Origin of the sequence: Bradyrhizobium centrolobii, from assembly GCF_001641635.1 — a bacterium.
Classification (GTDB): Bacteria; Pseudomonadota; Alphaproteobacteria; order Rhizobiales; family Xanthobacteraceae; genus Bradyrhizobium; species Bradyrhizobium centrolobii.
The window spans coordinates 85,285-108,417 of the sequence record NZ_LUUB01000090.1; the positions used below are offsets into that span (position 1 = coordinate 85,285).

A 23,133-nucleotide genomic window follows, 5' to 3' on the forward strand; every position below is an offset into this window, starting at 1 on the left:
GCTTCAGTCCAGCGAGCCCTGTGAGAAGAAGTGCTTGCGGATGCGTTGCACGAGCTCGGTGAAGACCGGATCGGCCATCACGTCGAGCGAGCGCGGACGCGGCAGCGGCACGTCGTAGATCGCGGCGACCGCACCGGGCCGCTCGGTCATGACCAGCACGCGGTCGGCGAGGAACACGGCCTCCGGAATCGAATGCGTGATCAGGAGCACCGTCTTCTTCGTCTCGCGCTGAATCCGCATCAGCTCGACATTCATGCGCTCGCGCGTCAAAGCGTCGAGCGCACCGAACGGCTCGTCCATTAGCATGATCTTGGGATCATGCACCAGCGCGCGGCAGATCGAGGCGCGCTGCTGCATTCCGCCGGAGAGCTGCCAGGGCAGCTTCTTCTCGAAGCCTTCGAGCCCGACCAGCTTCAACAGCTCCTTGGCGCGGGCGAGATATTTGTCCCGCGGCAACCGCTTCATATCGATCGGCAGCATCACGTTGGAGATGATGTTGCGCCACGGCAGCAGCAGCGCGTTCTGGAAGACGATGCCGACATTGCCGTGCGGCGTCGTCACCTTCTCGCCCTCGACCAGGATCTCGCCGGTCGTCGGTGGCAGCAATCCCGAGATCAGCTTGAGCAGCGTGGACTTGCCGCAGCCGGACGGGCCGACCACGACGAAGAACTCGCCGTCGTTGATGTGGAAATCGAGCGGCCGCAGCGACGGCACATCGCCGTCGCGCGTCCGATAGGTCTTCGACACGGCGGACAGCTTGATGCCCGACGCGTCGCTGTCGGCCCGGTCGCTCACCAGTCGCAGATGTGCGGCCGGTTGCACGTCATCACTCGGTCTTGTCGCTGGTTTCACGAGTTGCCCTTCGGCAGGTAGTCGTTGGTGTAGAAGGCCTTCGGGTTCTCCTTGGCCTTGGCATCGAGCCCGCCATATTCGACCATCAGATTGACGGAGTCGGTCATGTTCTGGTCCGTGACCTGGAACGGCCGCTTGCTCTTGGTCTCCGCCGTCCGGTACAGCGGGATGGTCAGCTCAAACCCCTGCGTCAGCGTGTCGATCCTGCCGCCCTTGGGGTTGGTATCGAGGATCGACTGCGCCGCCGCCTTCGGATCCTTCTCGGCGGCTTCCACCGCCTTGGTCGTCGCCGACATGAAGCGGCGGACCAGGTCCGCATTGGCCTTCACATAGTCGGAGTTGGCGATGATGCCGGAGGAAACCAGGTTGATGCCGTAGTCGGCGAACTTGATCAGATAGACGTCCTTGCCGGTGGCGTCCTTGATCTTCATCGACTGGTCCATGACGTAGCCGAGCAGGAGATCAGCCTGACCGTTGATGACGGCGTTGAGCTTGGTCTGGCCGTCGCCGGCTACGGTATGGAAGTCGCTTTCCTTCAGACCGGTCTTCTTCAGGAACAGCGGCCAGATCTGCGTCATGGAGTCGGCGGGCGTGATCGCGACCGTCTTGCCCTTGATGTCCTCGGGCTTCTTGATGTTCTTGTCGGCAAAACCCATGGCGGACATCGGGCTGGTCTGGAGCAGCACGCCGGTCGCGATCACGGGCGCGCCCTTGATCGCGGCGCGCATCATGGTGGGAACGTCGACATAGCCGAAATCGGCGGTCTTGGCGGCGACGGCCTGCGTGGTCGCGGCCGAGCCGCGGCCTTCCTGAATCTCGATATCGATGCCTTCGGCGGCGTAGATGCCCTTGGCCTTGCCGTAATAGAACGGCGCGTGCTCGCCATAGACGTACCAGTTCAGCATCAGCACGACCTTGTCGGCCGCCTGCGCCGGCGCAACCCAAAGCGCCATCAGCGCCGCCGAGACAGCCCCTATCCACCGCTTCATTACTGCTCTCCCTTTTGTCCTTGTTGCTTCGGCCGTTGGTGGCCGTTCGTTGCTTCGTTTATGAGGCGAAAATCACGTCGTCGCGCTGGCTGACATGCCAGGGAATGATCAGCTTCTCGATCCGGTCCACGATCCAGAAAAGAATGACGCCGAGCAGCGCGAGGATCACGAGGGCTGCGAACATCGTCGGCAGATCGAAGGTTCCAATCGAGCGCTGCATCACATAGCCGATGCCGGAATTGGAGCCGACGAACTCGCCGACGACGGCGCCGACCACGGCAAGCGTCACCGACACTTTGAGGCCCGAGAAGATCGCGGGCAGCGCATGCGGCAGGTTCACAGCGAGGAACACCTGCAACCGGCTGCCCTGCATGGCGCGGGCAAGATCGACCATATCGGGGTCGACCGACTTGAAGCCCTGCACGGCCGAGACCACCACCGGGAAGAAGCCGAGCAGGAAGGCGGAAATCACCTTCGGCACGATGCCGAAGCCGAACCAGACCACGAACAGCGGCGCGATCGCGATCTTCGGCACGGACTGCGAGAACACCAGCAGCGGATAAACGTAGCTCTCCACTGTCTTCGACCCCGCAATCAGCATCGCCACGGGAATGCCGAACAGCGCGGAGAGCACGAAGCCGCAAACGGTCGCATAGGTCGTCGGCCAGGATTGGCGCAGCAGTTCCGGCCAATCGGTGCGCAGCACGGCCACGACGTCGGCCGGAGCCGGAATCTGATAGGCGGGGATATTGAACAGCCGGATCGCGAGATCCCAGGCCACGATGATGAAGACCAGGAACAACAGCGGCCGCACCCAGGCCGCATTCAGCATCTTGGACACCGCACTTTGCGGCTTCGGCTCAGCCACGTCTCGCTCCCGGCATTCTTCCTTCGTTCGGGCGAGAAATTAACCCGTTGGATAAATACTGTCCAGCGGTTTCCCCTGTGACGTTTTGCGCAGTGGTTCCAGTCGTTTTGGGTGGCGTTCAGATTAGTAAGGGCAGCCGCACCGCATCTTCGGTGTCATTCCCCGCGAAAGCGGGGAATCCAGTACGCCGCGGCTTCTCCGTATCGCGTCGCCACCTCTGGAATACTGGATCGCCCGATCAAAGTCGGGCGTTGACGGCTGAGATCGCGGAAACGGCAGACGATCCGTCCGCCAGTACGCGAATTGCGCCGCTAAGCCGTCTGCGCAACCGCGGCGCGCGACTTCGGCGCCTTGACGATCTCGAGCAGCTCAGCGGACCGCCCCGTCAGCGCGGCCAGCACGAGGCCGACCATGTGGGCAAGCCGCTCATCCTTGGCATCCTTGGCGAGCAGGTCGCGGCCGAAGATCACGCTCAGCGTGGCCGAGTTCGAGAGATAGAAGAAGCACAGCGCCGCGATCGAGATGTAGAGCTGCACGGGATCGACCGCGACCTGGAAATCGCGGCTGTCGACACCGCGCCGCACCACCGTGCGGATCATCTCGACGAACGGCGAATGCATCGACTTGACCTTGGTCGAGCGTTTCAGGTGCTTTGCCCGCGCGAGGTTCTCGGTCTGCAGCAGCGACAGGAATTCAGGATTGCGCAGGAAATAGTTCCAGGTGAATTCGATCAGCCGTCTGATCGCCTCGGGCGGATCGAGATGTTCGAGATCGAGCCCCCGCTCCTCGCTGCGGATCTTGTCGTAGGCGCCTTCGAGCACCGCGAGATAGAGATCGTCCTTGTTGCCGACGTGGTAGTAGAGCATGCGCTTGTTGGCGCCGGCCTTGGCCGCGATGCGATCGACGCGCGCACCGGCAAGCCCGTGGGCCGAAAACTCCTGCTTGGCCGCCTCGAGAATGCGCAGCCGCATCCCTTCGGGATCACGCTGCCATCTCAGATTTCGCTTTGCCTTCGCCAAACCGGGTGCTCGCTGGGTGCTCTCACAACGTCATGTAACACGCGCGCGACGGTTTGAGAATGATGACAGCCTCTCCAGGGCGATCCAATGTCCTCCGGGCAGCAGGACACGACGTCGCTTGTTTCGTCATTCCGGGGCGCGCCCTCTTGGGCGCGAGCCCGGAATCCATCGTGCGGCAGGGTGAGTGGACGAATGGATTCCGGGCTCGTCGCTCCGCGACGCCCCGGAATGACGGAGAGAGGTGTTCGCCGCCTCAATATCGTCATTGCAATGACGAGCGGAGAGATGGCCCTCAATCCGCCGGCTTCGGCGAGCGCTCCAGCAGGATCGTCTGAATCCCGCAGGTGCGGTTCCTGACCGTCATCACCCGCGTGCCCGGCTTGCGGCCGTTGCGCACCTCGGTCACGTCGAGCCCAGCCACGATCAGACGGGCGCGCGTGGCCTCGATATCGGCCACCCGCCAGCTCAGGCCCCACAGCCTGTCGCGCGTGAGGTCACCGCCGGCGACTGGCCTCCGCACCACCTCGACGACGAGGTCGCCGCAGCGGAAGAACATGAGCTGGCCCCAATCCTGGTGCGAGCGGTCGAGTGCCAGGTCGAGTCCGAGACGCGCGCCGTAGAGTGAAGCGGCACGCTCGGAGTCCTCGGTCGTGACGACGACGTGGTCGAGCGCATCGATCGGCGCGACGTCGGTCGCTGCCGACAGCGGACGCTCCTCGGCGAGTTCGAGGAAGAACATGCGCACGCCGCGCGTCAGCTCGGTCGCGGCCCGCGTGCGCTTCCAGTGCAGGACCGCGCCGGTCTCCGTATCGCTGCTTTCGACCTCGGCGACCGGGTCCGGCTTCAGCGCCACCCGCTCCAGCCGCCGGTACATCTTGCCCATGTCTGCGACACGAAAGCACAGGCTCGCAAGCACGCCCTCGTGGTCATCCAGCAGCGCGCGCATGCGATCGGCCGTCACGTTGAAGCCGCTCGGCGCCATCAGCTCGATCGTCATGTTGGCGAGCGTGAACAGCACCCGGTCGGCGCCCTCGCCGGAATTCTGCCAGGCTGGCGCCCGCCCGAGCAGCGTCTGATAGGCCGCCTTGGCCGCACCTATATCCTTGACCAGAGCGACGACGTGATCGAGGCCGGTGATCATTTTCCCTCCCCTCCGACATGCCTGGAACTGCAAATCGATCCGGCGCGGCGGCTCCCCTTGGGCATTGCGTTGGCCCCGTCATGGTCGTATTCCGGCCCCATGCTGACCTCAAGCGCTTCGGTGGCAGTTTTGCGAATAATTTCAGCGTCCCCCGAGCGGAACCGGTGCTAGAGTAAGCCGCCGGTCGGGACCACCCAGCGCATCACGGAAATCCAATGCAGGCTCTCTTCATCGGACAGACCTATATCGACGTCGTCTTCATCACCGACCACATGCCGACCGGCGACGAGAAGCACGTGGCCTCGGACTACGCAGTCTCTTTCGGCGGCAACGCGGTCACGGCGGCGTTCTGCTGTGCCAAGCTCGGCATCGTGCCGGACCTGATCGCCACCGTCGCCAATGACTGGCTGGGCCGCATGTTCCAGGACATGTGCGCAAAGTACGCGATCTCACTGCACGGGCGGAAGGTGAACACGTCCTCGCTGTCCTTCATCATGCCCAAGGACGGCAAGCGGGCCATCGTCCGCTGCCGCGACGACTCCCACATCCACCCCTTCCCGATCCTCAATCTCGGCAATTGCCGCGCGCTGCATATCGACGGCCATCAGCCGGATGCCGCAATCCACTACGCCAAGGTGTGCCGTGAGGCCGGCATCCTGACTTCACTCGACGGCGGCGGCCTGCGGACCAACACGCATGAGCTCTTGGAATTCGTCGACGTCGCAATCGTCGCCGAGCGCCTCTGCGAGCAGATGGACCTGACGCCGGATCAGATGCTGGACTATTTGAAGGGCCGCGGCTGCAAGATCGGCGGCGTCACGATGGGCGAGAAGGGCCTGCTCTGGTACAACGAGACCGGTACCGTCGAGACCATGCCGGCGATGCCGATCCCGCGTGAGCGCGTGCTCGACACCAACGGCGCCGGCGATGTTTTCCACGGGGCCTATATCTATTCCTACCTCGCCCATCCCGGCAAAAGCTGGCGCGAGCATTTCGACTTCGCCCGTGCCGCCTCGGCCTTCAAGATCCAGCGCCTCGGCAACGAGGCCGGCTTACCGACCCTTGTCGACATCGCGAAAGTCAGGCACGAGTTCGAAGTCAGGGTCTAGGCTTCAGAAGGGCATATCATGGGGCGCGTCTTCGTCGCCGGCAGCATCAACATGGATGTGGTGGCGACGGCCGATCGCCATCCCAGGGTCGGCGAGACCGTCGCCGGCCGGCAGGTGCTGTATTTCCCTGGCGGCAAGGGCGCAAACCAGGCCGTTGCGGCGTCGCGGCTCGGCGCCCGGACCACGCTGATCGGCCGGCTGGGGAAGGATTCCTTCGGAGCGGAGCTGAGGGCCTTCCTCGGCGATCAGGGCATCGATCTCGGCTACGTCCAGGAGACGGCTGAAGCGCATACCGGCACGGCGATCATCACGGTGGCGGAGGCCGACAACACCATCGTCGTCATTCCCGGGACCAATGCGCTGGTCAGCGCGGACGATGTCAGCGTCGTGCCTCTGCTGAAGGGCGATGTCGCGGTCAGCCAGTTCGAGATTCCTCTGCCCACGATTGCCGCGTTCTTCCGGCGAGCACGATCGGCACAGGCGACCACGCTGCTCAACCCGGCGCCGGCGCAAACATTCGGCCGCGAGTTGCTCGATCTCGTCGACATTCTCGTGCTCAACGAAACCGAGCTCGGCTTCCTCGCAGGCGTCGAGCTGTCGGAAGGCGATGAGGCGGCGCGCATGATGGACGTCGCGCGGCGGCTGCGGGCGCGCGAGGACCAGACGATCTGCGTGACGCTGGGCAAGCGAGGCGTGCTCGCACTTGCGGGGCTCGAGGAGATCGTCGTGTCAGGCCGCGTGGTGAAGGCGGTCGACACGACCGGCGCCGGCGACTGCTTCGTTGGCGCGCTCGCGGCGCAACTCGCCGATGGCATAGAGTTGCACGCAGCGCTCGCCTTCGCCAACGCCGCCGCCTCGATTTCGGTACAGCGGATGGGGGCAGGCCCGTCGATGCCGACCGCGGCAGAGGTGACCGCGGTCTTGTAGGTGCCTCTTCGCCTCTCCCCGCCTGCGGGGACAGGCCGGAATTCGCGCATCGCGCGGATTCCGGGTGAGGGGACTCTCCGCGAGTCCAACTGTCACTGTTGTCGCGGAAGCAGCCCCTCACCCCAACCCTCTCCCGTAAGAACGGGGACAGGGAGCGGCGGCGCCGCGATCACGCCAGCGCGCTCTTCAGATCAAAACTCTCATCCGCGGCCTTCTCCGGCGCGAGCGAGCGGTCCATGCCGAGCAGGCGGCGGCCGAACATGTGATCACCGGCGCGGTTGATGGATTCGATGCCGAGCAGCTTGTCGCCCTTGTAGCAGAAGGCCGAGAACGCCTTGCCGGTGGGGTCGCCGCGCAGCACGACGCGGTCATAGCCGGTGGTGAGGCCTGCGATCTGGAGCTTGTCATCACCCTGGTCGCTCCAGAACCAGGGATGACCGTCGTAGGGCTTGCTGTCGCCTGTCAGCCGTGCCGCCACGCACCGGGCGTGATCCGTTGCATTCTGCACCGACTCCAGCCGTAGCGATCCACCGAAGCGCGGGCTTGCGAACAGCGCGCAATCGCCGATTGCCGAAATATTGGGATCGGACGTCAGCAGATGCTCGTCGACGATAATGCCGGACGCGACCGGCAGCCCCGCCTCCGCCGCGAGCTCGATGTTCGGCAGCACGCCGACGCCGACCACGACGAGGTCGGCCGGCAAGTGGCGGCCGTCGCTGAGGCTGACGCCGGTGACCTTGCCGCCCTCCGCCTCGATGCTGGTTGCCTGCACCCCGAGATGAATACGGATGCCGGCCTCGCGATGCCGCGCTTGAAAATAATCCGAGACCTCCGCCGTCACCGCCCGTGCCATGACGCGCGGGGCGAGCTCGATCACGTCGACCCCGAGCCCTTTGATCCGCGCGGTGGAGGCGAATTCCAATCCGATGAAGCCTGCGCCGATGATCACGGCCCGCTTTTTCGACGGAACGATCTTTCGCAGCGCCTCACTCTCATCGAGAATACGCAGATACTTCACGTCGGGCAGATTTGCATTCGGTAGATCGAGCAGCCGGTTGCGCGCGCCCGTGGCGAGCACGAGGTGGCCATAGTCGAGCATCTCGCCCGACGCGAGCAGGACCTTGCGCTTCGCCCGGTCGATCGACACCGCGCGGCCCGCGATCAGCTCGATCTTCTGGTCGTGATAAAACTTCTCCGGCCGGAACATCAGGCTCTCCGGCCCGGCAGAGCCCTTGATGTAGGCTTTGGACAAAGGCGGCCGCTGATAGGGCAGATGCGCCTCGTCGTTGATGAGGCAGACGCGGCCGGAGAAGCCCGCCTGACGCAGGGATGCCGCGAGCTGGTAGCCGCCATGGCCCGAACCGACAATGATCACCGGACCATCCGTCATTGGAACAGCCCTCTTCCCAAGACACGAGCGTTAGCCATGTCGTCCCCTCTCTCGCTGATTTTGGCTTGCTGGCCTCGCCCGGAGGAGCCGGCGCTCGTGTCCGTCCCTAAACGAAGGCAGCCCCATTTGATCCTATCGTTCCGGGTTGCGCAAGGGCGCCGGGACGACACGCGGAAGCCATGGTCGGGGATTGTCACCCCTCGCCTTCTGCGATTTAGTTGTGCAAACGACCTCATGCCGGGGATTTTCGAAATGTCAGCTCCCGTCTCCCAACCCGATGACGCCGCCCTGCTGCGGATCGACGGCCCGATCGCGACCATCACGCTCAACCGTCCTGCCGCGTTCAACTCGATCAACCTCGCGATTGCGCAGAAGCTCGAGCAGCTCGCAACCTACATCGAAGGCGCCGACGAGATCAGGGTCGTAGTGATCGAAGGCGAAGGCCGCGCCTTCTGTGCCGGCGGCGATCTGCAGACGATCGGCGCTGCGGCCGAAGCGAACACGGTGACGCCGGTCGTCGGTGAACTGCTGAAACATTATCACGCCTTCATCGAAACCATCCGGCGCATGCCAAAGCTCTCGCTGTCCAGCGTTCACGGTTCGGCGGCTGGCGCCGGCATGGGTCTCGCCTTCGTCACCGATCTCTGCATTGCCGCCGAGGATGCCCGCTTCACGCCGGCCTATGCCAAGATCGGCGTCTCGCCGGACGGCGGCAGCACGGTCGGTATCGTCGGCACGGTTGGTTCGCGCCGCGCGCTGCAGATCTTCCTGTCCGAAGACAATTTTACCGCGCAGCAGGCCTATGAATGGGGCCTGGTCGCGAAGCTCGTTCCCGCGACCGAGCTGAAGGCTGCGACTCGGCAGCTCGCCGAGCGCCTGGCGCAGAACCCTCCGGCGGCGGTCGCCGGCACCAAGTCGCTGGTCTACCAGGCTGCGACCACGCCGGTGAAGCAGCAGCTCGACGCGGAGGAGCACAAGATCATCATGGCGATGAACACGGAGGAGTTTCGCGTCGCCGTGAAGAAGTTCACCAGCAAAGGCAAGTAGCCGCAGAACTCACTGCGGACAGATATAGCCTGTGCCCGCAGGCGACTTGAAGCAGCCGACCGACTCCGGCAGCACATGCCGCGGCAGCCACAGCACCACGCTCGGGAAGTAGATCGCGAATGCGATGGTGGCGAAGAACACGACATAGATCGGCAGGGCCGCGCGCAGCGCCTTGGCGAAGCTGATGCCGACGAATTTCGATGCCATCAGCAAAACCAGTCCGTAAGGCGGCGTGATCAGGCCGAAGGCGAGCGTCGCGATCAGCACGACGCCCATATGCACGCCATTGATGTCGCCCGCCTCCGTCAGCGCGTTGACGAGCGGCATGAAGATGATGATGGTCGGCACCGGTTCGATGAAATCGCCGACCACGGTGAAGAGCAGCACCATCAACAACATGATGAGATGCGGATCGTTGCCGGCAATTGAGGTGATCCATTCCGCGATGTAGTTCGCGCCGCGCAAATAGGCGAGCATCCAGCCGAAGGCGTTGGCAGCGCCGATCGTGATCAGCGGCAGCGAGAAGATCAGGCCGGCAAGGCAGAAGTCGTACGGGATCTTTTTGAAGTGGCCGCGATTGAGTGCGGGGATCACGACCAGGATGATCCAGGCCACGGCGACGACGCCGGCTTCCGTCGGTGTGAACCAGCCGGTGAGGATGCCGCCGAGCAGGATGACCGGGATCATCAACGGCAGCGCCGCGTCGCCGGCAGCGAACACCACCTGCCGCAACGGCGCGCGCGGCTTGCGCAGGCCCGACGGGCCGAAGAAATAGCAGTAGATCATCAGGCCGAAGCCGATCATCAGGCCCGGCACCACGCCCGCCATGAACAGGCCGGCGATCGAGACGTTGCCGACCGCACCATAGACCACGGCCGTGATGCTCGGCGGCACCAGCGCCGCAATTGTCGAGGCGGAGGCGATGATGGCGGCGATGAAGGCGGGCTCATAGCCCTCGCGCTTCATCGGGCCGCCCAGCGCGCGGCTCATCACGGCGACGTCAGCAGTGGTCGAACCCGACATCTCCGAGAAGAACATGCTGAAGACAACCACGACCTGCGACAGGCCGCCCCTGATGTGCCCGACCAGCGACACCGACAGGTTCGCGATCCGCACCACCACGTTCGCCGAGCTCATGAGCTCGCCGACGAGGAGGAAGAACGGGATCGCCAGCAGCGCTTCTGAATCGACGCCGTCAAAGATCTTCTGGATGATCGCGGCGAGCGACACGTCCGACAGGATCGCGCCGATGAACACGCCGGCCATCAGCGAGAACGGCACGGGCACACCGAGATAGCCGAAGAACAGGAAGCAGAACGACATCAACACCAGGACAACGGGTGCGCTCACGGCTGCACCCTCATCTGCGCGTCAGTCGCGGCCGCGGAATGTGCCGCATCCTCGTCCGGCGGCTCGGGATGATCAAAACCGTTGCGCAGGCCGTTGACGAGCTGTTCGATGGTGAAGAGGCCGATCAGGACGCCCGACAGCGGAATGATCGCGTAGAGCGAGGCGATCGGCGTGCCCGACGGCAGGCGGAAGCTGCCGAAGCCGCGGAGATAGTTCTGATAGCCGTACCAGATCAGGCAGAAGGCGACGCCGAGAACGACGATTCGAATAATGACTTCCACGATCAGTCGCGGCGTGCCGTGCATCGCCTCGGAGATCGCAGTGAGATAGAGGTGGTCGTTGCGCCGGGTCGCCGCCGCCGTGCCGATGAAGATCGCATAGATGAACAGCGTCGAGGTAACTTCCTGGAGCCACAGCCAGGGATGGCCGATCGTGCGGGTGACGATGTCGGCCGTCACCGACAGCGAGAAGCCGAAGCACAACACGCCGCAGAGAAGCATGAGCGCAAGCTCGAGCCAGTCGAGCGCGCGCCATTTGAGGTGACGCTGGCGTTCCAGGACCAGTTTGTCGGCGATGGCCATTAACTTCCCCGTCGTCCCGGCGAAAGCTGGGACCCATAACCCCAGGCTCGCGTGGCGAAAGCAAGCTGACAGCCGCTGTGCCATAAGCGCCGCCGCGGAGTATGGGTCCCGGCTTTCGCCGGGACGACGCGTGGAAGCGGCTGCAACCGCGGCCTAATTGACCGACCGGATCAGGTTCTTGATCTTCTCGGCATGCGAGCCGAGCTCCTTGGCGAGCTTGTCGAGATAGGGATCGGCGATCGTCGTAAAGCTCTTCTTGTCGACGTCCTGGACCACCTTGACGCCCATCTTCTTCAGCTTCTCGGCCGCGGTCCGCTCGAGCTCGAACGCCTTCTGCGGCTCCTTGGAGGAGATCTCGTTCGCCGCCGTCAGCACCCACTGCTTCTGCTCGGCCGTCAGGCTCTGCCAGAGCTTGTCGGAGACGAACACCAGCGCGTTGTTGGCCTCGTGCTCGGTGATGTTCAGGACCGGCGCGACCTCGTAGTGTTTGTTGACGAGGTAGACGTTGATGCTGTTCTCGGCGGCGTCGACCACGCCGGTCTGCAGCGAGGTGTAGACGCTGCCGAACGGCATATGCACGGTCTGGGCGCCGTAGGCCGGGAACATGGTGTCCTCGGTCGCGGTCGCCTGCACGCGGACCTTCAACCCCTTGATGTCGCCGACATTGTGGATCTCCTTCTTGGAGTACATGTGACGGACGCCCTGCGATCCGGTCGCGATCACATGAAGGCCCTGCGTGGTCTCGTCGATCATCGTCTTGAGGGCTTCGAACACGCGGGGATCGGCGAGCCCCTTGATCACGTGGTTCTCGTCGCGGAACAGGAAGTGCAGCGACATCACGCCGGCCTGCGGCGAGATCGTTGCGGTGTTGGCCGAGGAGATGATCGCGAATTCGATGTCGCCCGCCTTCACGAGCTGGAGCAGTTGCGGTTCCTGCCCGAGCTGTGCGCCGGGATACTGATCGATGATCATCGTCCCCTTGCTCAATTCCTTGAGCTTGTCGGCGAAGAGGTCACCCGCGATGGAATAGCCGGTATTGCGCGGCTGGTCATAGGCGAAGCGATAATGCTTCACCTCCTGTGCCGCGGCCCCAGTGACGAACAGGACGGCGGCCAACGCCGCCAACCCACGCATGGATCGTGCAATCATCGTTTCCCCCTGTTTTTATCGCCCGCCGCTTTAGCGGTCTGAGCTACGTGTCGGGTGGTTGGTCACCCCTTCCCAGTTCCTTGCCCAGTCCTCTGCATGAAATCGAAGTCGCAGCCCTCGTCGGCCTGCAAGATGGTCTTATTGAACAGCCAGGCGTAGCCGCGCCTGGCCTCGTCCGGCGCAGCGGGCGCTTTCAACCCAGCGCGGCGCCGTTCCAGCTCGGCGGCGTCGACCAGCAACTCGATGCTGCGCTTGGCAACGTCCAGCCGGATCATGTCGCCGTTCTTCACCAGCGCCAGCGGTCCGCCGACGGCGGATTCCGGCGTGATGTGCAGCACGATGGTGCCGAACGCCGTGCCGCTCATGCGCGCGTCCGAGATGCGCACCATGTCCTTGGTGCCGCCACGCGCGAGCTTCTTCGGGATCGGCAGATATCCCGCTTCGGGCATGCCGGGCGCCCCCTTGGGGCCGGCATTGCGAAGCACCAGCACGTCATCGGCGTTCACATCGAGATCGGGATCGTCGACCCGCAGGGTCATGTCCTCGACGGATTCGAACACCACGGCGCGCCCGGTGTGCTGCAACAGCTTCGGGCTCGCAGCCGATTGCTTGATGACCGCGCCGCGCGGCGCCAGGTTGCCGTGCAGGACGGCGAGGCCGCCTTCCGGCTTGATCGGGTTGTCGCGCGAGCGGATCGCGTCCTGGCCGGGCACCTCTTCCGCATTCGCCACGACGTCGCGCACCGTCTGTCCCGTAATGGTCTTCGCGTCGAGATCAACGAGATCGCCGAGCTGCGCCAGGAGTTTCGGCACGCCGCCGGCGTGATGGAAATGCTCCATATAGTGCTCGCCGGACGGTTTCAGGTCGACCAGCACCGGAACCTCGCGGCCGAGCTTGTCGAAGGCGTCGAGATCGAGCCGGTGCGGCGAGCGATGCGCCATCGCGGTCAGATGGATCAGGCCATTGGTCGAGCCGCCGATCGCCTGGAGCACGACCTGCGCATTTTTGAAGGAGGCCGGCGTCAGCAATTCGCTCGGCTTCGGCCCCTTGGTCTTGGCCATCTCCGCGGCGACCTTGCCGCTGGCTTCTGCGAGGCGAAAACGCTCGGCATGCGGCGCCGGAATGGTCGCGCTCATCGGCAGCGAGAGGCCGAGCGCCTCGATCATGCAGGCCATGGTCGAGGCCGTGCCCATCACCATGCAGGTGCCGACCGACGGCGCGAGACGGCCGTTCACCGCCTCGATCTCGGCATCGTCGATATCGCCGGCGCGATACTTGGCCCACAGCCTGCGGCAGTCGGTGCAGGCGCCCAGCACCTCGCCCTTGTGATGGCCGACCACCATCGGACCCACGGGAATGACGACAGTCGGCAGGTCGGCGCTGATCGCCGCCATCACCTGCGCAGGCAACGTCTTGTCGCAGCCGCCGATCACGATCACCGCGTCCATCGGCTGGGCACGGATCATCTCCTCGGTGTCCATCGCCATCAGGTTGCGCAGGTACATCGAGGTCGGATGCGCAAAGCTCTCGGCGATCGAGATGGTCGGGAACACGAACGGCATCGCGCCCGACAGCATCACGCCGCGCTTCGCGGCCTCGATGATCTGCGGCACGTTGCCGTGGCAGGGATTGTAGTCGCTATAGGTGTTGGTGATGCCGACGATGGGACGCTCGAGCGCGTCGTCGGAATAGCCCATGGCCTTGATGAAGGCCTTGCGCAGGAACAGCGAGAAGCCGGCATCGCCATAGCTCGTCAGCCCTTTGCGCAAGCCACTCGTCATCATGCCACTCCATTCCGCTCTGCCATTGTCGTACAGGCTGCCCCCTTATTGTCAATAAGATAGGCATCTGCACTGGCAATTTCAGGAGAAGACCAGCGTCGAACGCTCCAGATTATTGACAATCTGCATGTTCCCTGCTCCACAGGGGCGGCTGGACCGGAGAGGCTGGAGGGAATGCAGCACATTCGCACCGCTGATGCCGTGACGGTTCGGCGCGAGGACCCGGACGATATCGTCGCGCGGCTCGAGGAGGACATCATCTTCGGCCGCCTTGCGCCGGCCGCGCGCCTCACCGAGGACGCGCTGATGGCGCGCTACGGCACCTCGCGGCACTTCGTGCGCCAGGCGCTGGTCGAGGCAGAGCGGCGCGGCATCGTTCGGCGCGAGAAAAACGTCGGCGCCACCGTGCGGTTCTATTCGGCCGAGGAGGTCCGGCAGATCTACGAGGTGCGGGAAATGCTGACCCGGCAAGCCGCACTGATGATCCCCCTGCCCGCGCCGCAGAGCCTGATCGACGAGCTGACCGTGTTGCAGCGGCAATATTGCGCTAGGGCCGAGTTGCAGGATCTGCGCGGCATTCACGAGACCAACGACGCCTTTCACGTCGCGCTGTTTGCTGCCTGCGGCAATCCCTATCTGGTGCGCTCGCTCCAGGACTACATGAACCTGACGCTGCCGATGCGTGCGAAGAATCTCGCCGACCACGAGGGGCTGGCGCTGTCGAAGCGCCAGCACGAGCTGATGATTGAGCTGTTGAAGGGACGCGATAGCTGGGCCTTAGCCCAGCTCTGCGTCGATCATATGCAGTTCAGCAAGTCGGACTACCTTGCGCGGATCGCCGACGACGAGACCAGGCGCTAGGCAGGTCGTGTGCTCACTTGGCCGACGCCGAGGGAACACTGTGGACGGAGCAGCATACGTTTAATGCCGCTCACGGATGGGCCAAGATCGCGAAGGCACTGTTCTAATTGCTCGCAGGCGGCGTAGGCTTCACTGATTTTTTCGGCACGCGCTTTTTTGGTCTCGGGCCACCAGCATCGTCCCCATGGCAAGGCCAAGCATCTCTGAACGCCTCGAGAGCAAGGGTAATCCCCGGTTCATTCAGTCGATCCGGATTGTTGTCAATGTATTGAAGAAGGATCTTGGCACTTTCCAAGATACTGCCTTGCGCGGGGGGGCATGCACGCACCTCAGCCGGCAGGTTTGGTGCAAAGAGCATCGCGGTCTCGATCATTCCCTCGCATGAGCCGGCAGACCGGGCGTCGCCCTGATCACGAAACGATTTCTGAACAAGTAGCTCGCAAGATTTCTGCGCGTCGGTTCCTTTATCGACGATCGTGCCGCTGCCCTCCCTTCCAATGAGCAAGAGGGCTAGGCCGGCAAGAATGATATAGACCCGCATTGGTGTCCCCCGAATACCGGCGCAAAAACGGCGTCGATCAGTGCACTGGCGATCAATGCACTGATGCCACAAATTTCGATCCCGCGCGTCCCTTGCGCGAGATTTTGATGGACTACAGACAGATTCTGGAGAGCGTCTATCAACCTGCCGCCTACGCGAGCCGCATTGATCGATTGATGTCAATGCTCGACCGTTCGAGGCACATCAACAACCGCCTGTCGATGACCTCGTTTTCCAGGACGAGCGCCAGAGAATGTACCATCGGGTCGTTACGGCCATTGCTCAAGCGAAACGCTTCATCTTGGCTAACCTTCCTCAACTGCGCCAAACGACTCGTCACCGGCACGCATCGCGATCGCCTTGATCGCGGGCTATGCGCAGGGTCCTCCAACCGATCGACGGCTGTTTGGCCGCTTTGGACGGTCGATATAGCGCCGCACTTTCTCGGATGACGCCGCTCACTGAATTCGTGGAAAATAGTGGGGCCCTGTCGAGACGGCTGATCAGGAAAGCTGGATGAGCTCAATACCGAGGAACCTAGCCTCGACCGGGTTCGAGGTGCACCATTTTTCGCCCCCCGTTCAGCTCCCTGAGTCGGTTTACGTATTCCTCAGGCTTTAGCAGATGGAACGGAGCGTTGAGGCCCATAAAAGTCGCTATGCGGCCGATAAAAGCAGTGCAGTTGGCCGTTGCCGCGTTCCACAGCGGCGAGGTCTCCTGCTGGTGCTTGATATAAGCAAAGACCTTCTTGGCATCGGCCTCATCCAAATAGACGCGATAGCTGGCCGTCAAATATTGCTCGTCAAGATCACCATAGGTCGCCCCTGTCTCAGAGGGCACAAACATGATGTGTCCCAAGATGTAAGGCACCTCGTCGCCGGCCGGCGCCAGACCAGCGACCTCGACCTGCTTTTCGCTCGTCTTTCCGTACCAGACGAATGCATGACCGTACGTTGATGCCGTGCGGGCACGAAAATCAACGTAGTAGGGACCTAGGGCAGCAGCTCTTCGAACTGGCTTTGCATCTGACGTGGCCGGCGGGGCACTCGGCGTAACCGCGGCCATGCTCTCCGCAGGCTTCGTCGCCGAATTAGGGAGAGCGTCCCGTTGCTGATGGTCGGCACGCGCCTCGATTGGTTGCGCGCTACTGATCCCGGCCCCCAAGCCCACAAAGGCCGCCAGCAAGGCGGCCTTTGCAAGAAGCTCCAGACCCGGACGCTTCCGAATCATTCCCGCCATCTTCGAATCCTCTTGGATCCAAGATCCGATGCCACAGGTAGTCAGCTACCCCAAACGAACTCCGCTGGGGTACGAACAGATATTCAGATCAACCTTTGGTCACCAACGGGGCCGGGGCTGCGACCGGGTATTTGCCCACGGGGCTCTTACCGACGGGGTATTTGCCGACGGGATATTTGCCAACCGGCGCGGGCGCGGCGGCAACAGGCTGAGGCCGTGGCAGGTCGGCAGCAACTGCTGTTCCTACGAAAGCCAAAGAAGCGATACCAAGGACTACGAATCTCAACATCGGGTTTCTCACCATGATTCGGGTGGGTTGGAATTCACCTGACACGCGTAAAAATAACCCGACGCTCGCCACGACGGCAATGAATAGACCGAGGAGTCGGCAGCCCCGACAGCCGTTTTTTGCCATATGTTGCGAAAATGGCACGCGAATTGAAGCTTTTGGTTCCAGGTCGACTTCGTGATCCTACAGATCAAGACGTGCCGGTACCTGCTTCAGAGTATCCGCGGGAAGACCCGACCGGTCCGCGCCATATACTCGCGATAGCTGTCGCCAAACGTCTGCAGCATCATTCGCTCTTCTCTTGCGACGCGGCCAAAGAACAAGGTCCCGAAGCCGACCAGGCCCGCGATACCGGCAATCCAATTCGGCAGCAGCAATGCCTGGGCGATGGCCCACAGCCAAAATGCCGAATACATCGGGTGTCGAACTCTCCGGTAAATCCCTTCCGTCACGAGTTCATGGTTCTCCCGCACGTCGAGACTTATCGACCAATTCCGGCCGAGTGCACGGTGAGTCAGGTGAAACACGCCCAGAGCCGCGATCGCAAAGAGAGATCCCACCCAAGCCAACCAGGGATAAAAGCTGTAAGCTGCGAAACGAGGTATTCCTGTCGCTACGTAGACGAGCGGCACAAGTCCTAGTCCCGAAAGAGATATGAGCAGGAGCGCAGTTTCCAGGGGGCCACGAGCGCTCCACACAATCCTCGCACGGCGGGAACGCCGCGCGTACTTATAGCGTATGAGGTACCAGCCGATCGCCAATGCGACGAAAACGACTTTCGAAATGGTGGGCGTCATTTGAATTAGGCTGCCGCGCCCGGATTACCTGGTAGTTCGCTTTCCGACAGCGGCGCGTTCGCAATCAGTCCTCCGTCGTCAGCGATCATCGACACGGCGCCATCCGGGGCGAGCGTCTGGGATTTGGCTGAAATCGGTCCGCACGTGAGCATAAAGTAATCGTACGATGTTCGCTTGTCATTTCCACTGACGAACTGGCAGTGCACACGGAAGAAATTGAACCGGATGCGTTGATATATGTCGTCGTCAAGCATTCGACTAAGTTTCACGACCCTGACGGTCGCCTCGTTTTCTGTCGACAGGCCCATTTCGGCCATTGGCCGGCTTTTGTAAAAGTTCAACACGTCGATGAGAGCCTGATAGTCGCCCCAGAAGATCGCGCGCGACTTGGCGACGCGTTCCACCGTCGAACGAAAGCGCATTGCCTTCGGGTGCAGACCGATCTTGAGTATGGATGACCCAACGCTCAAGAACGTGACGGGAATTTTGTTCCGACCGAGCGCAGGGTCCAGCTTCAAGGCGCGATCAAGCAGATCAACCGCAAGTACGGCGCCAAGACTGTGCCCTATGACCAAAATTTCGTCTGCGGCAGAGTTGCTCGCCGCAACCACGAGCTCGGCGGCCAACCTGTCCAGCCTTTGCTCGATTTCCGAATTACCGCATCGAATATACTCGCGAGAAAAAATCCAATCGTCGAACAAGTCGCCCAGGTGCAGCCAGCGCCACGGCCCCGCCAAAACGGCCGCGAACCCGAAGAGACCGCCACCGGCAGCAATGGGAATTGATCCCGTGATCTTGAATGCAAACACGCCAATCAAGAAGGCGGCCGCGATGAGCAATCCGAACGTGACCAATGGATAGAGAAAGAAAAGTGCGTAGCGCCAGTTGCTCAGCAAGTAACGCCAAAGAGTGCCGGCCAAAACGAAATCCAGAAACGCAAGAATGCCGACGGAAATGCGTGAGCCAATGCTTCGACGCCCGAAGGCCTCGATTACGTCGTGCCATCGGACCAGACGGTAATCGGTTTCGACGAGCCAATCGGGGCCGGTCGTCGTCACATTCCATTGGATCTGGTCGACGGTATCATGCGAACCGTCGACGGCCGCTTTCACTGACCAGGTACGTTGGAACCTGGCAATCTCGCGCACAAAGCGTCGTTGCGCGGTGACATGCGACGTGATTGGATCATAGCCGCCGATATGGAATACCAGCCGCTTCGCTACAGGCTTTCCGGACATGGTCTTACCCGCGCCTATCCGCGGATTCATCGTGCTACTCGCTGTCCACGCGTCAATCGACCTGTAATCAAATGACAGAACGTTTGACGCCAAGGGTTGTCAAGAGAGAATCGACCAGTTATTGGGGAACATGTGTCGATTTATTTTGCCATGCGTAACCCGAACCGCTCGAGCAATAGCGTCGATCGGTGCCGCCATGATTATCGGGTTGTCCAGCACGGCGCCCTCTCAAGCACAGGACGAGATATCGTCTGGAGAGAGATGTCTTGCGGCAAATTTGGATGTCTCGCTGGGCGCACAATTGCCCCGCACGGCGGCGCGTTTGAGATCCGGTGAGCCGTTAAAGATTGTCGCGATCGGCTCATCGTCGACAGTAGGACTCTGGGTGCTTAGGTCCGCGGCCACATATCCGGAGGTGATGCGCCGAGAGCTCTCGAGGCTTAGATCGAACGCCAACATCAGCGTCATCAACAGCGGTCGAATCGGCGACACGATTCCCAACAACATCGCACGCTTCGAGCGTGATGTTTTCGCCCACGCACCTGATCTCGTTATCTGGCAATTGGGCACCAATGACGTCGCCTGGGGTGGGCGGCCGGACCAAGGGCTCAAGAGGAGCGTTCTTGAAGGGGTAAGGGCACTTAAGGCAGGGTCGGCGGATGTCGTGCTGATGGATCTGCAATATGCGCCGCAGGTGCTCGCTTCCGCTAGCTACCCGACGATGGAGGGCATCATCGCCGATGTCGCGAAGCAGGAACGGGTCGGGCTATTCTCTCGTTTTGCGCTGATGCGGAATTCGATCAATGCCGGAGTTGCGCAAAGCGCGCTGGTATCGTGGGACGGATTGCACAACACCGCCGATGGTTATGATTGCATTGGACGAGCCCTCGCCCGAGCCATCTCAACGAGTGCACGTTGAGAGGCCCTAGCTCAGGCGAATCGAAGGCCGCGGCTTCGCATGAGTTTGGGCCCCGGCCGGGACAGCGGCGCCGAGCGTGCTGATGCCCGCGAACGCGAACAAAGACCAATTCTCCGCCACAATCACCGCAGTTCTCGCAGCGGTGACAGCAATTCGCGCCGACGCTGTCAGGAGGTGCGCTCATGCACCATTATGCCAGCCAACTTGTTGACCTGTTACTGGTGCTCGTCGCCGCGTGGATGGCGCCAGCCACCATTTTTGTTATCTACGCCTACTTCGCTCGTCTTAAGAACCCGGTCAGCGAATCGGTCTTTGGACGTGCGGTCATCATTTCCTTGTTCATTATAACCACGTCGATTTGGCTCCCGATCATTGTGGCCGCCATAGTCCTATCGCTGATCGGTCATTTGTGGTCCCGCTTCAGGGTAAAACCACGCAAGTAGCTGGAGATTGCTAGAGGCGCAAAAGGTGCGGTCGAATTGGAGCGGCACCTCACAAGAACAGAAAAGGGAAGCAAAGCAATGCCTGCGTTTCTCCTGGTTCTGACGATGGCTGCAATCAATGTTGCAACAATCGCCGCGGCCGCAGAGTGGCGACCGCAATTTCTCTCAGTGTGCCGAAGCGGTTGCGCGCAGCAAGGTGGCTTTTCAACGGACGCTTGCTTGCAAATTTGCAACTGCATTGCCTCCGAAATGGAAGCGAACTTTGGTGACGAGGCTCTCGGCTCCATGAGTACCCCGAGCGCTGATCAACTGCGTCGGACCAACGAAATCAGAGAGCTCTGCGTCCGTCGAGTACTAGGGGTTAGACCTAGTACCATTGGCACAGTGGTTGCGTATCGACGGGGTCGAACAGTCTTCCGCGGGCATCGGCAGTTCGCAGATCGACAGCATGAAGAACGCCGCGTGGGGATGTCGCACACCCGCTCCAGCTTCCCGTTCAGTTTGAAATCATGAGGGGGTGTGTCTTGCACCTGGACGAGGATGACGAACGCACCGCCCAGCATCTTCGCAACATATTCCCGACTGTCGCTGATCACCGGGGAGAAGCACGCGACGGTAATCGTTACCTCACTGCACAAAACGATCGACGGCTTCCGGTTCTGGGCGCTTAGCGGACAGACATCGACTAATGGGTGTTGTCCGCTTTGAGCTCCGAACCGGACGCCGACCGGGCGCACCTGTGTCTCGGATTTGCGAATCCGAACGCTAACGCTTGGTCCAGTCGATGATCCGGGTCGGGTCGGCATCGAACTCGATGCTGCAGAACGTGCCGCCCTGGTAGTAATCGCCGACCGGATCCGGCTTCAGCTTGGCCTGCTCGGCCATCGCGTGCTGCCAGAAATCCTCGGCGCGGCCCGTGGGGCGATAGCCGAATTCATAGGCGCGGTGATTGTCCCACCAGGCGCGCTCGTTGAAGGAAGCCCCGTAGAACACCTCGAAATGGATGTCGGGGTGCTCGAGGCCGATGCGGCAGAGCTGCACGAGGTCCTCCGGCTTGAGCCAGATCGCAAGCCGGCGCTGGTCGAGCGGCTTGTCGCCGAAATTGCCGATACGGATGCAGGTGACCTTCAGCCCGTGCTTGTCGGCATAGAGCGCCCCGACCGCTTCGCCGAACACCTTGCTGACGCCGTAGCGTCCGTCCGGGCGCGGGGTGACGTCGGTGCCGATCTTGTGGTGCCGGGGATAGAATCCGACCGCGTGGTTCGACGAGGCGAACACCACGCGCTTGACGCCTTTCTTGCGCGCCGCCTCGAACAGGTTGTAGCCGCCGATGATGTTGGCCTGGAGGATATCGTCCCAGGCGCCTTCGACCGAATAGCCGCCGAAATGCAGGATGCCGTCCACGCCCTCGCAGATCGCTTCGCATTGCGCGAGATCGGACAGGTCGGCCGCCTTGAACTTTTCGTTCGCGCCGAGATCGGCGGGCGGCTTGATGTCGCTGAGCAGGAGGTCCGGATAGATCGGCGGGAGCAACTTTCGCAAGCTCGAGCCGATTCCGCCTGAAGCTCCAGTCATCAAAATACGCGGCATTTCTTCCCTCGTCGGTAGCGACCGATTTGCGGTCGTAGGTCTCTAATGATAGCAGATTTGGGCAGAGGGAACGCAATAACGAGAACTGCACATGAGCGATGCATCGTCCCAAACCCAAGAAAGGCCTCAAGGTTGGCGGCCGGCCACCTATTACCCCGATCCGGCGATTCATGCACTCGATCCCCGCTTCGAAAAATACTGGCTGAAGCTCTCGGCCGTGGAGCGGCTTGCGACCGGCCTGCGCTGGGCCGAGGGTCCGGTGTGGTTCGGCGACGGGCGCTATCTTCTGTGCAGCGACATCCCGAACCAGCGCATCATCAAATGGGAGGAGGAGACCGGGGCCGTCAGCGTCTTCCGCAAGCCCTCCAATTTCGCCAACGGCAACACGCGCGACCGCCAGGGTCGGCTGATCACCTGCGAGCATGGCGGCCGGCGCGTGGTGCGCACCGAATATGACGGCGAGATCACGGTGCTGATGGATTCCTTTGGCGGCAAGCGGCTGAACTCGCCGAACGACGTGGTTGTGAAGTCCGACGGCTCGATCTGGTTCACCGATCCCACCTTCGGCCTGCTCGGCAATTACGAGGGCTACAAGGCCGAGTCCGAGATCGACCCGAACGTCTATCGGCTCGATCCGGCGACCCGCAAGGCGACCATCGTCGCCGAGGGCGTGCTGGGACCGAACGGGCTGTGCTTCTCGCCGGACGAGAAGATCCTCTACGTCGTTGAATCGCGCGGGGTACCGAACCGCAAGATTCTCGCCTATGACGTCTCGCCGGACGGCACCACGATCTCCAACAAGCGCGTCTTCATCGATGCAGCTCCGGGCACGCCGGACGGGATGCGCTGCGACATCGACGGCAACCTCTGGTGCGGCTGGGGCATGGGCGATCCCGAGCTCGACGGCGTCGTGGTGTTCGCGCCCGACGGCGTCATGATCGGCCGCATCGCGCTGCCCGAACGCTGCGCCAACCTCTGCTTCGGCGGTGTCAAGCGCAACCGCCTGTTCATGG

At 62.3% G+C, this 23,133-nt stretch carries 24 protein-coding genes; 8 read left to right on the forward strand and 16 right to left on the reverse strand.

The genetic code is table 11. The features are described from left to right. Nucleotides 1–3: 3 nt before the first annotated feature. From AYJ54_RS32570 to AYJ54_RS32590, 5 genes are all read right to left on the reverse strand, one after another. Entirely contained in the window at nt 4–852 is an 849-nt protein-coding gene (locus AYJ54_RS32570; RefSeq protein WP_063705565.1) for an ABC transporter ATP-binding protein, read from the reverse strand. Beyond that, complete coding sequence (locus AYJ54_RS32575; RefSeq protein ID WP_063705567.1) at nt 849–1,841, reverse strand: ABC transporter substrate-binding protein; 993 nt, start codon at nt 1,839–1,841, stop codon at nt 849–851. The genes AYJ54_RS32570 and AYJ54_RS32575 overlap by 4 nt, the downstream gene beginning before the upstream one ends. A 58-nt stretch (nt 1,842–1,899) precedes the next feature. Next, nucleotides 1,900–2,709, reverse strand: a complete 810-nt coding sequence (locus tag AYJ54_RS32580) for an ABC transporter permease (RefSeq protein WP_063705569.1) — start codon at nt 2,707–2,709, stop codon at nt 1,900–1,902. A 311-nt stretch (nt 2,710–3,020) separates the two neighbouring features. Further along, a complete protein-coding gene (locus AYJ54_RS32585; RefSeq protein WP_201724289.1) occupies nt 3,021–3,728 on the reverse strand; it encodes a TetR/AcrR family transcriptional regulator in 708 nt (235 codons plus the stop codon). Between the two features lie 292 nt (nt 3,729–4,020). Then, nucleotides 4,021–4,869, reverse strand: coding sequence for a VOC family protein (locus AYJ54_RS32590; RefSeq protein ID WP_063705573.1), 849 nt, complete (start codon nt 4,867–4,869; stop codon nt 4,021–4,023). 215 nt (nt 4,870–5,084) lie between these two features. Between AYJ54_RS32590 and AYJ54_RS32595 the strand changes: the two genes are divergently transcribed. After that, nucleotides 5,085–5,978 (forward strand): sugar kinase, encoded by an 894-nt coding sequence (locus AYJ54_RS32595; RefSeq protein ID WP_063705574.1) that lies wholly within the window; start codon nt 5,085–5,087, stop codon nt 5,976–5,978. Between the two features lie 18 nt (nt 5,979–5,996). Then, nucleotides 5,997–6,905 carry a ribokinase gene (locus AYJ54_RS32600; RefSeq protein WP_063705576.1) on the forward strand — a complete coding sequence of 303 codons (909 nt, stop codon included), beginning with the start codon at nt 5,997–5,999 and terminating at the stop codon, nt 6,903–6,905. A 169-nt stretch (nt 6,906–7,074) separates the two neighbouring features. Here AYJ54_RS32600 and AYJ54_RS32605 read toward each other — a convergent pair whose 3' ends face one another. Beyond that, entirely contained in the window at nt 7,075–8,295 is a 1,221-nt protein-coding gene (locus tag AYJ54_RS32605) for an NAD(P)/FAD-dependent oxidoreductase (RefSeq protein ID WP_063705578.1), read from the reverse strand. A gap of 252 nt (nt 8,296–8,547) precedes the next feature. On the opposite strand from AYJ54_RS32605, the gene AYJ54_RS32610 reads away from it, so the two are divergent. Beyond that, nucleotides 8,548–9,342 carry an enoyl-CoA hydratase/isomerase family protein gene (locus tag AYJ54_RS32610; protein ID WP_063705807.1) on the forward strand — a complete coding sequence of 265 codons (795 nt, stop codon included), beginning with the start codon at nt 8,548–8,550 and terminating at the stop codon, nt 9,340–9,342. Nucleotides 9,343–9,351: 9 nt separating this feature from the next. Here the strand turns inward: AYJ54_RS32610 and AYJ54_RS32615 are convergent, their stop codons facing one another. The 4 genes from AYJ54_RS32615 to AYJ54_RS32630 form a co-directional block, all read right to left on the reverse strand. Further along, a complete protein-coding gene (locus AYJ54_RS32615) occupies nt 9,352–10,692 on the reverse strand; it encodes a TRAP transporter large permease (RefSeq protein WP_063705579.1) in 1,341 nt (446 codons plus the stop codon). Next, complete coding sequence (locus tag AYJ54_RS32620; protein WP_063705581.1) at nt 10,689–11,273, reverse strand: TRAP transporter small permease; 585 nt, start codon at nt 11,271–11,273, stop codon at nt 10,689–10,691. Before AYJ54_RS32620 ends, AYJ54_RS32615 begins: the two co-directional genes overlap by 4 nt. Before the next feature lie 153 nt (nt 11,274–11,426). Then, entirely contained in the window at nt 11,427–12,422 is a 996-nt protein-coding gene (locus AYJ54_RS32625; protein ID WP_063705583.1) for a TRAP transporter substrate-binding protein, read from the reverse strand. A gap of 62 nt (nt 12,423–12,484) precedes the next feature. Further along, nucleotides 12,485–14,203: an IlvD/Edd family dehydratase gene (locus tag AYJ54_RS32630; RefSeq protein WP_063705809.1), complete on the reverse strand. Its 1,719-nt coding sequence runs from the start codon at nt 14,201–14,203 to the stop codon at nt 12,485–12,487. A 174-nt stretch (nt 14,204–14,377) separates the two neighbouring features. On the opposite strand from AYJ54_RS32630, the gene AYJ54_RS32635 reads away from it, so the two are divergent. After that, on the forward strand, nt 14,378–15,064 hold the full coding sequence (locus AYJ54_RS32635) for a GntR family transcriptional regulator (RefSeq protein ID WP_063705585.1): 687 nt from the start codon (nt 14,378–14,380) through the stop codon (nt 15,062–15,064). A 103-nt stretch (nt 15,065–15,167) separates the two neighbouring features. Here the strand turns inward: AYJ54_RS32635 and AYJ54_RS32640 are convergent, their stop codons facing one another. Continuing rightward, a complete protein-coding gene (locus AYJ54_RS32640) occupies nt 15,168–15,605 on the reverse strand; it encodes a Rap1a/Tai family immunity protein (protein WP_063705586.1) in 438 nt (145 codons plus the stop codon). Between the two features lie 2 nt (nt 15,606–15,607). Here AYJ54_RS32640 and AYJ54_RS48110 point away from each other — a divergent pair, with 2 nt between their 5' ends. Continuing rightward, nucleotides 15,608–16,057 carry a DUF4070 domain-containing protein gene (locus tag AYJ54_RS48110; protein WP_245329182.1) on the forward strand — a complete coding sequence of 150 codons (450 nt, stop codon included), beginning with the start codon at nt 15,608–15,610 and terminating at the stop codon, nt 16,055–16,057. Nucleotides 16,058–16,142: 85 nt separating this feature from the next. Here the strand turns inward: AYJ54_RS48110 and AYJ54_RS32645 are convergent, their stop codons facing one another. The 4 genes from AYJ54_RS32645 to AYJ54_RS32655 form a co-directional block, all read right to left on the reverse strand. Further along, entirely contained in the window at nt 16,143–16,844 is a 702-nt protein-coding gene (locus AYJ54_RS32645; protein WP_063705588.1) for a hypothetical protein, read from the reverse strand. 88 nt (nt 16,845–16,932) lie between these two features. Next, entirely contained in the window at nt 16,933–17,133 is a 201-nt protein-coding gene (locus tag AYJ54_RS54135) for a hypothetical protein (RefSeq protein ID WP_082905971.1), read from the reverse strand. A 212-nt stretch (nt 17,134–17,345) separates the two neighbouring features. Further along, complete coding sequence (locus AYJ54_RS32650; RefSeq protein WP_063705590.1) at nt 17,346–17,930, reverse strand: protein-S-isoprenylcysteine O-methyltransferase; 585 nt, start codon at nt 17,928–17,930, stop codon at nt 17,346–17,348. A gap of 5 nt (nt 17,931–17,935) precedes the next feature. Then, nucleotides 17,936–19,198 carry a hypothetical protein gene (locus tag AYJ54_RS32655; protein ID WP_063705591.1) on the reverse strand — a complete coding sequence of 421 codons (1,263 nt, stop codon included), beginning with the start codon at nt 19,196–19,198 and terminating at the stop codon, nt 17,936–17,938. Between the two features lie 166 nt (nt 19,199–19,364). Here AYJ54_RS32655 and AYJ54_RS32660 point away from each other — a divergent pair, with 166 nt between their 5' ends. Further along, the gene (locus AYJ54_RS32660; RefSeq protein WP_063705593.1) at nt 19,365–20,087 is read left to right on the forward strand and encodes an SGNH/GDSL hydrolase family protein; all 723 of its coding nucleotides are present in this window, start codon (nt 19,365–19,367) and stop codon (nt 20,085–20,087) included. A gap of 182 nt (nt 20,088–20,269) precedes the next feature. Next, nucleotides 20,270–20,530 (forward strand): hypothetical protein, encoded by a 261-nt coding sequence (locus AYJ54_RS32665; protein ID WP_063705595.1) that lies wholly within the window; start codon nt 20,270–20,272, stop codon nt 20,528–20,530. 765 nt (nt 20,531–21,295) lie between these two features. Here the strand turns inward: AYJ54_RS32665 and AYJ54_RS32670 are convergent. Continuing rightward, complete coding sequence (locus AYJ54_RS32670; protein WP_063705596.1) at nt 21,296–22,120, reverse strand: NAD-dependent epimerase/dehydratase family protein; 825 nt, start codon at nt 22,118–22,120, stop codon at nt 21,296–21,298. Nucleotides 22,121–22,211: 91 nt separating this feature from the next. On the opposite strand from AYJ54_RS32670, the gene AYJ54_RS32675 reads away from it, so the two are divergent. Continuing rightward, nucleotides 22,212–23,133: SMP-30/gluconolactonase/LRE family protein (locus AYJ54_RS32675; RefSeq protein WP_063705811.1), on the forward strand; the 922-nt coding region annotated here is incomplete at its 3' end.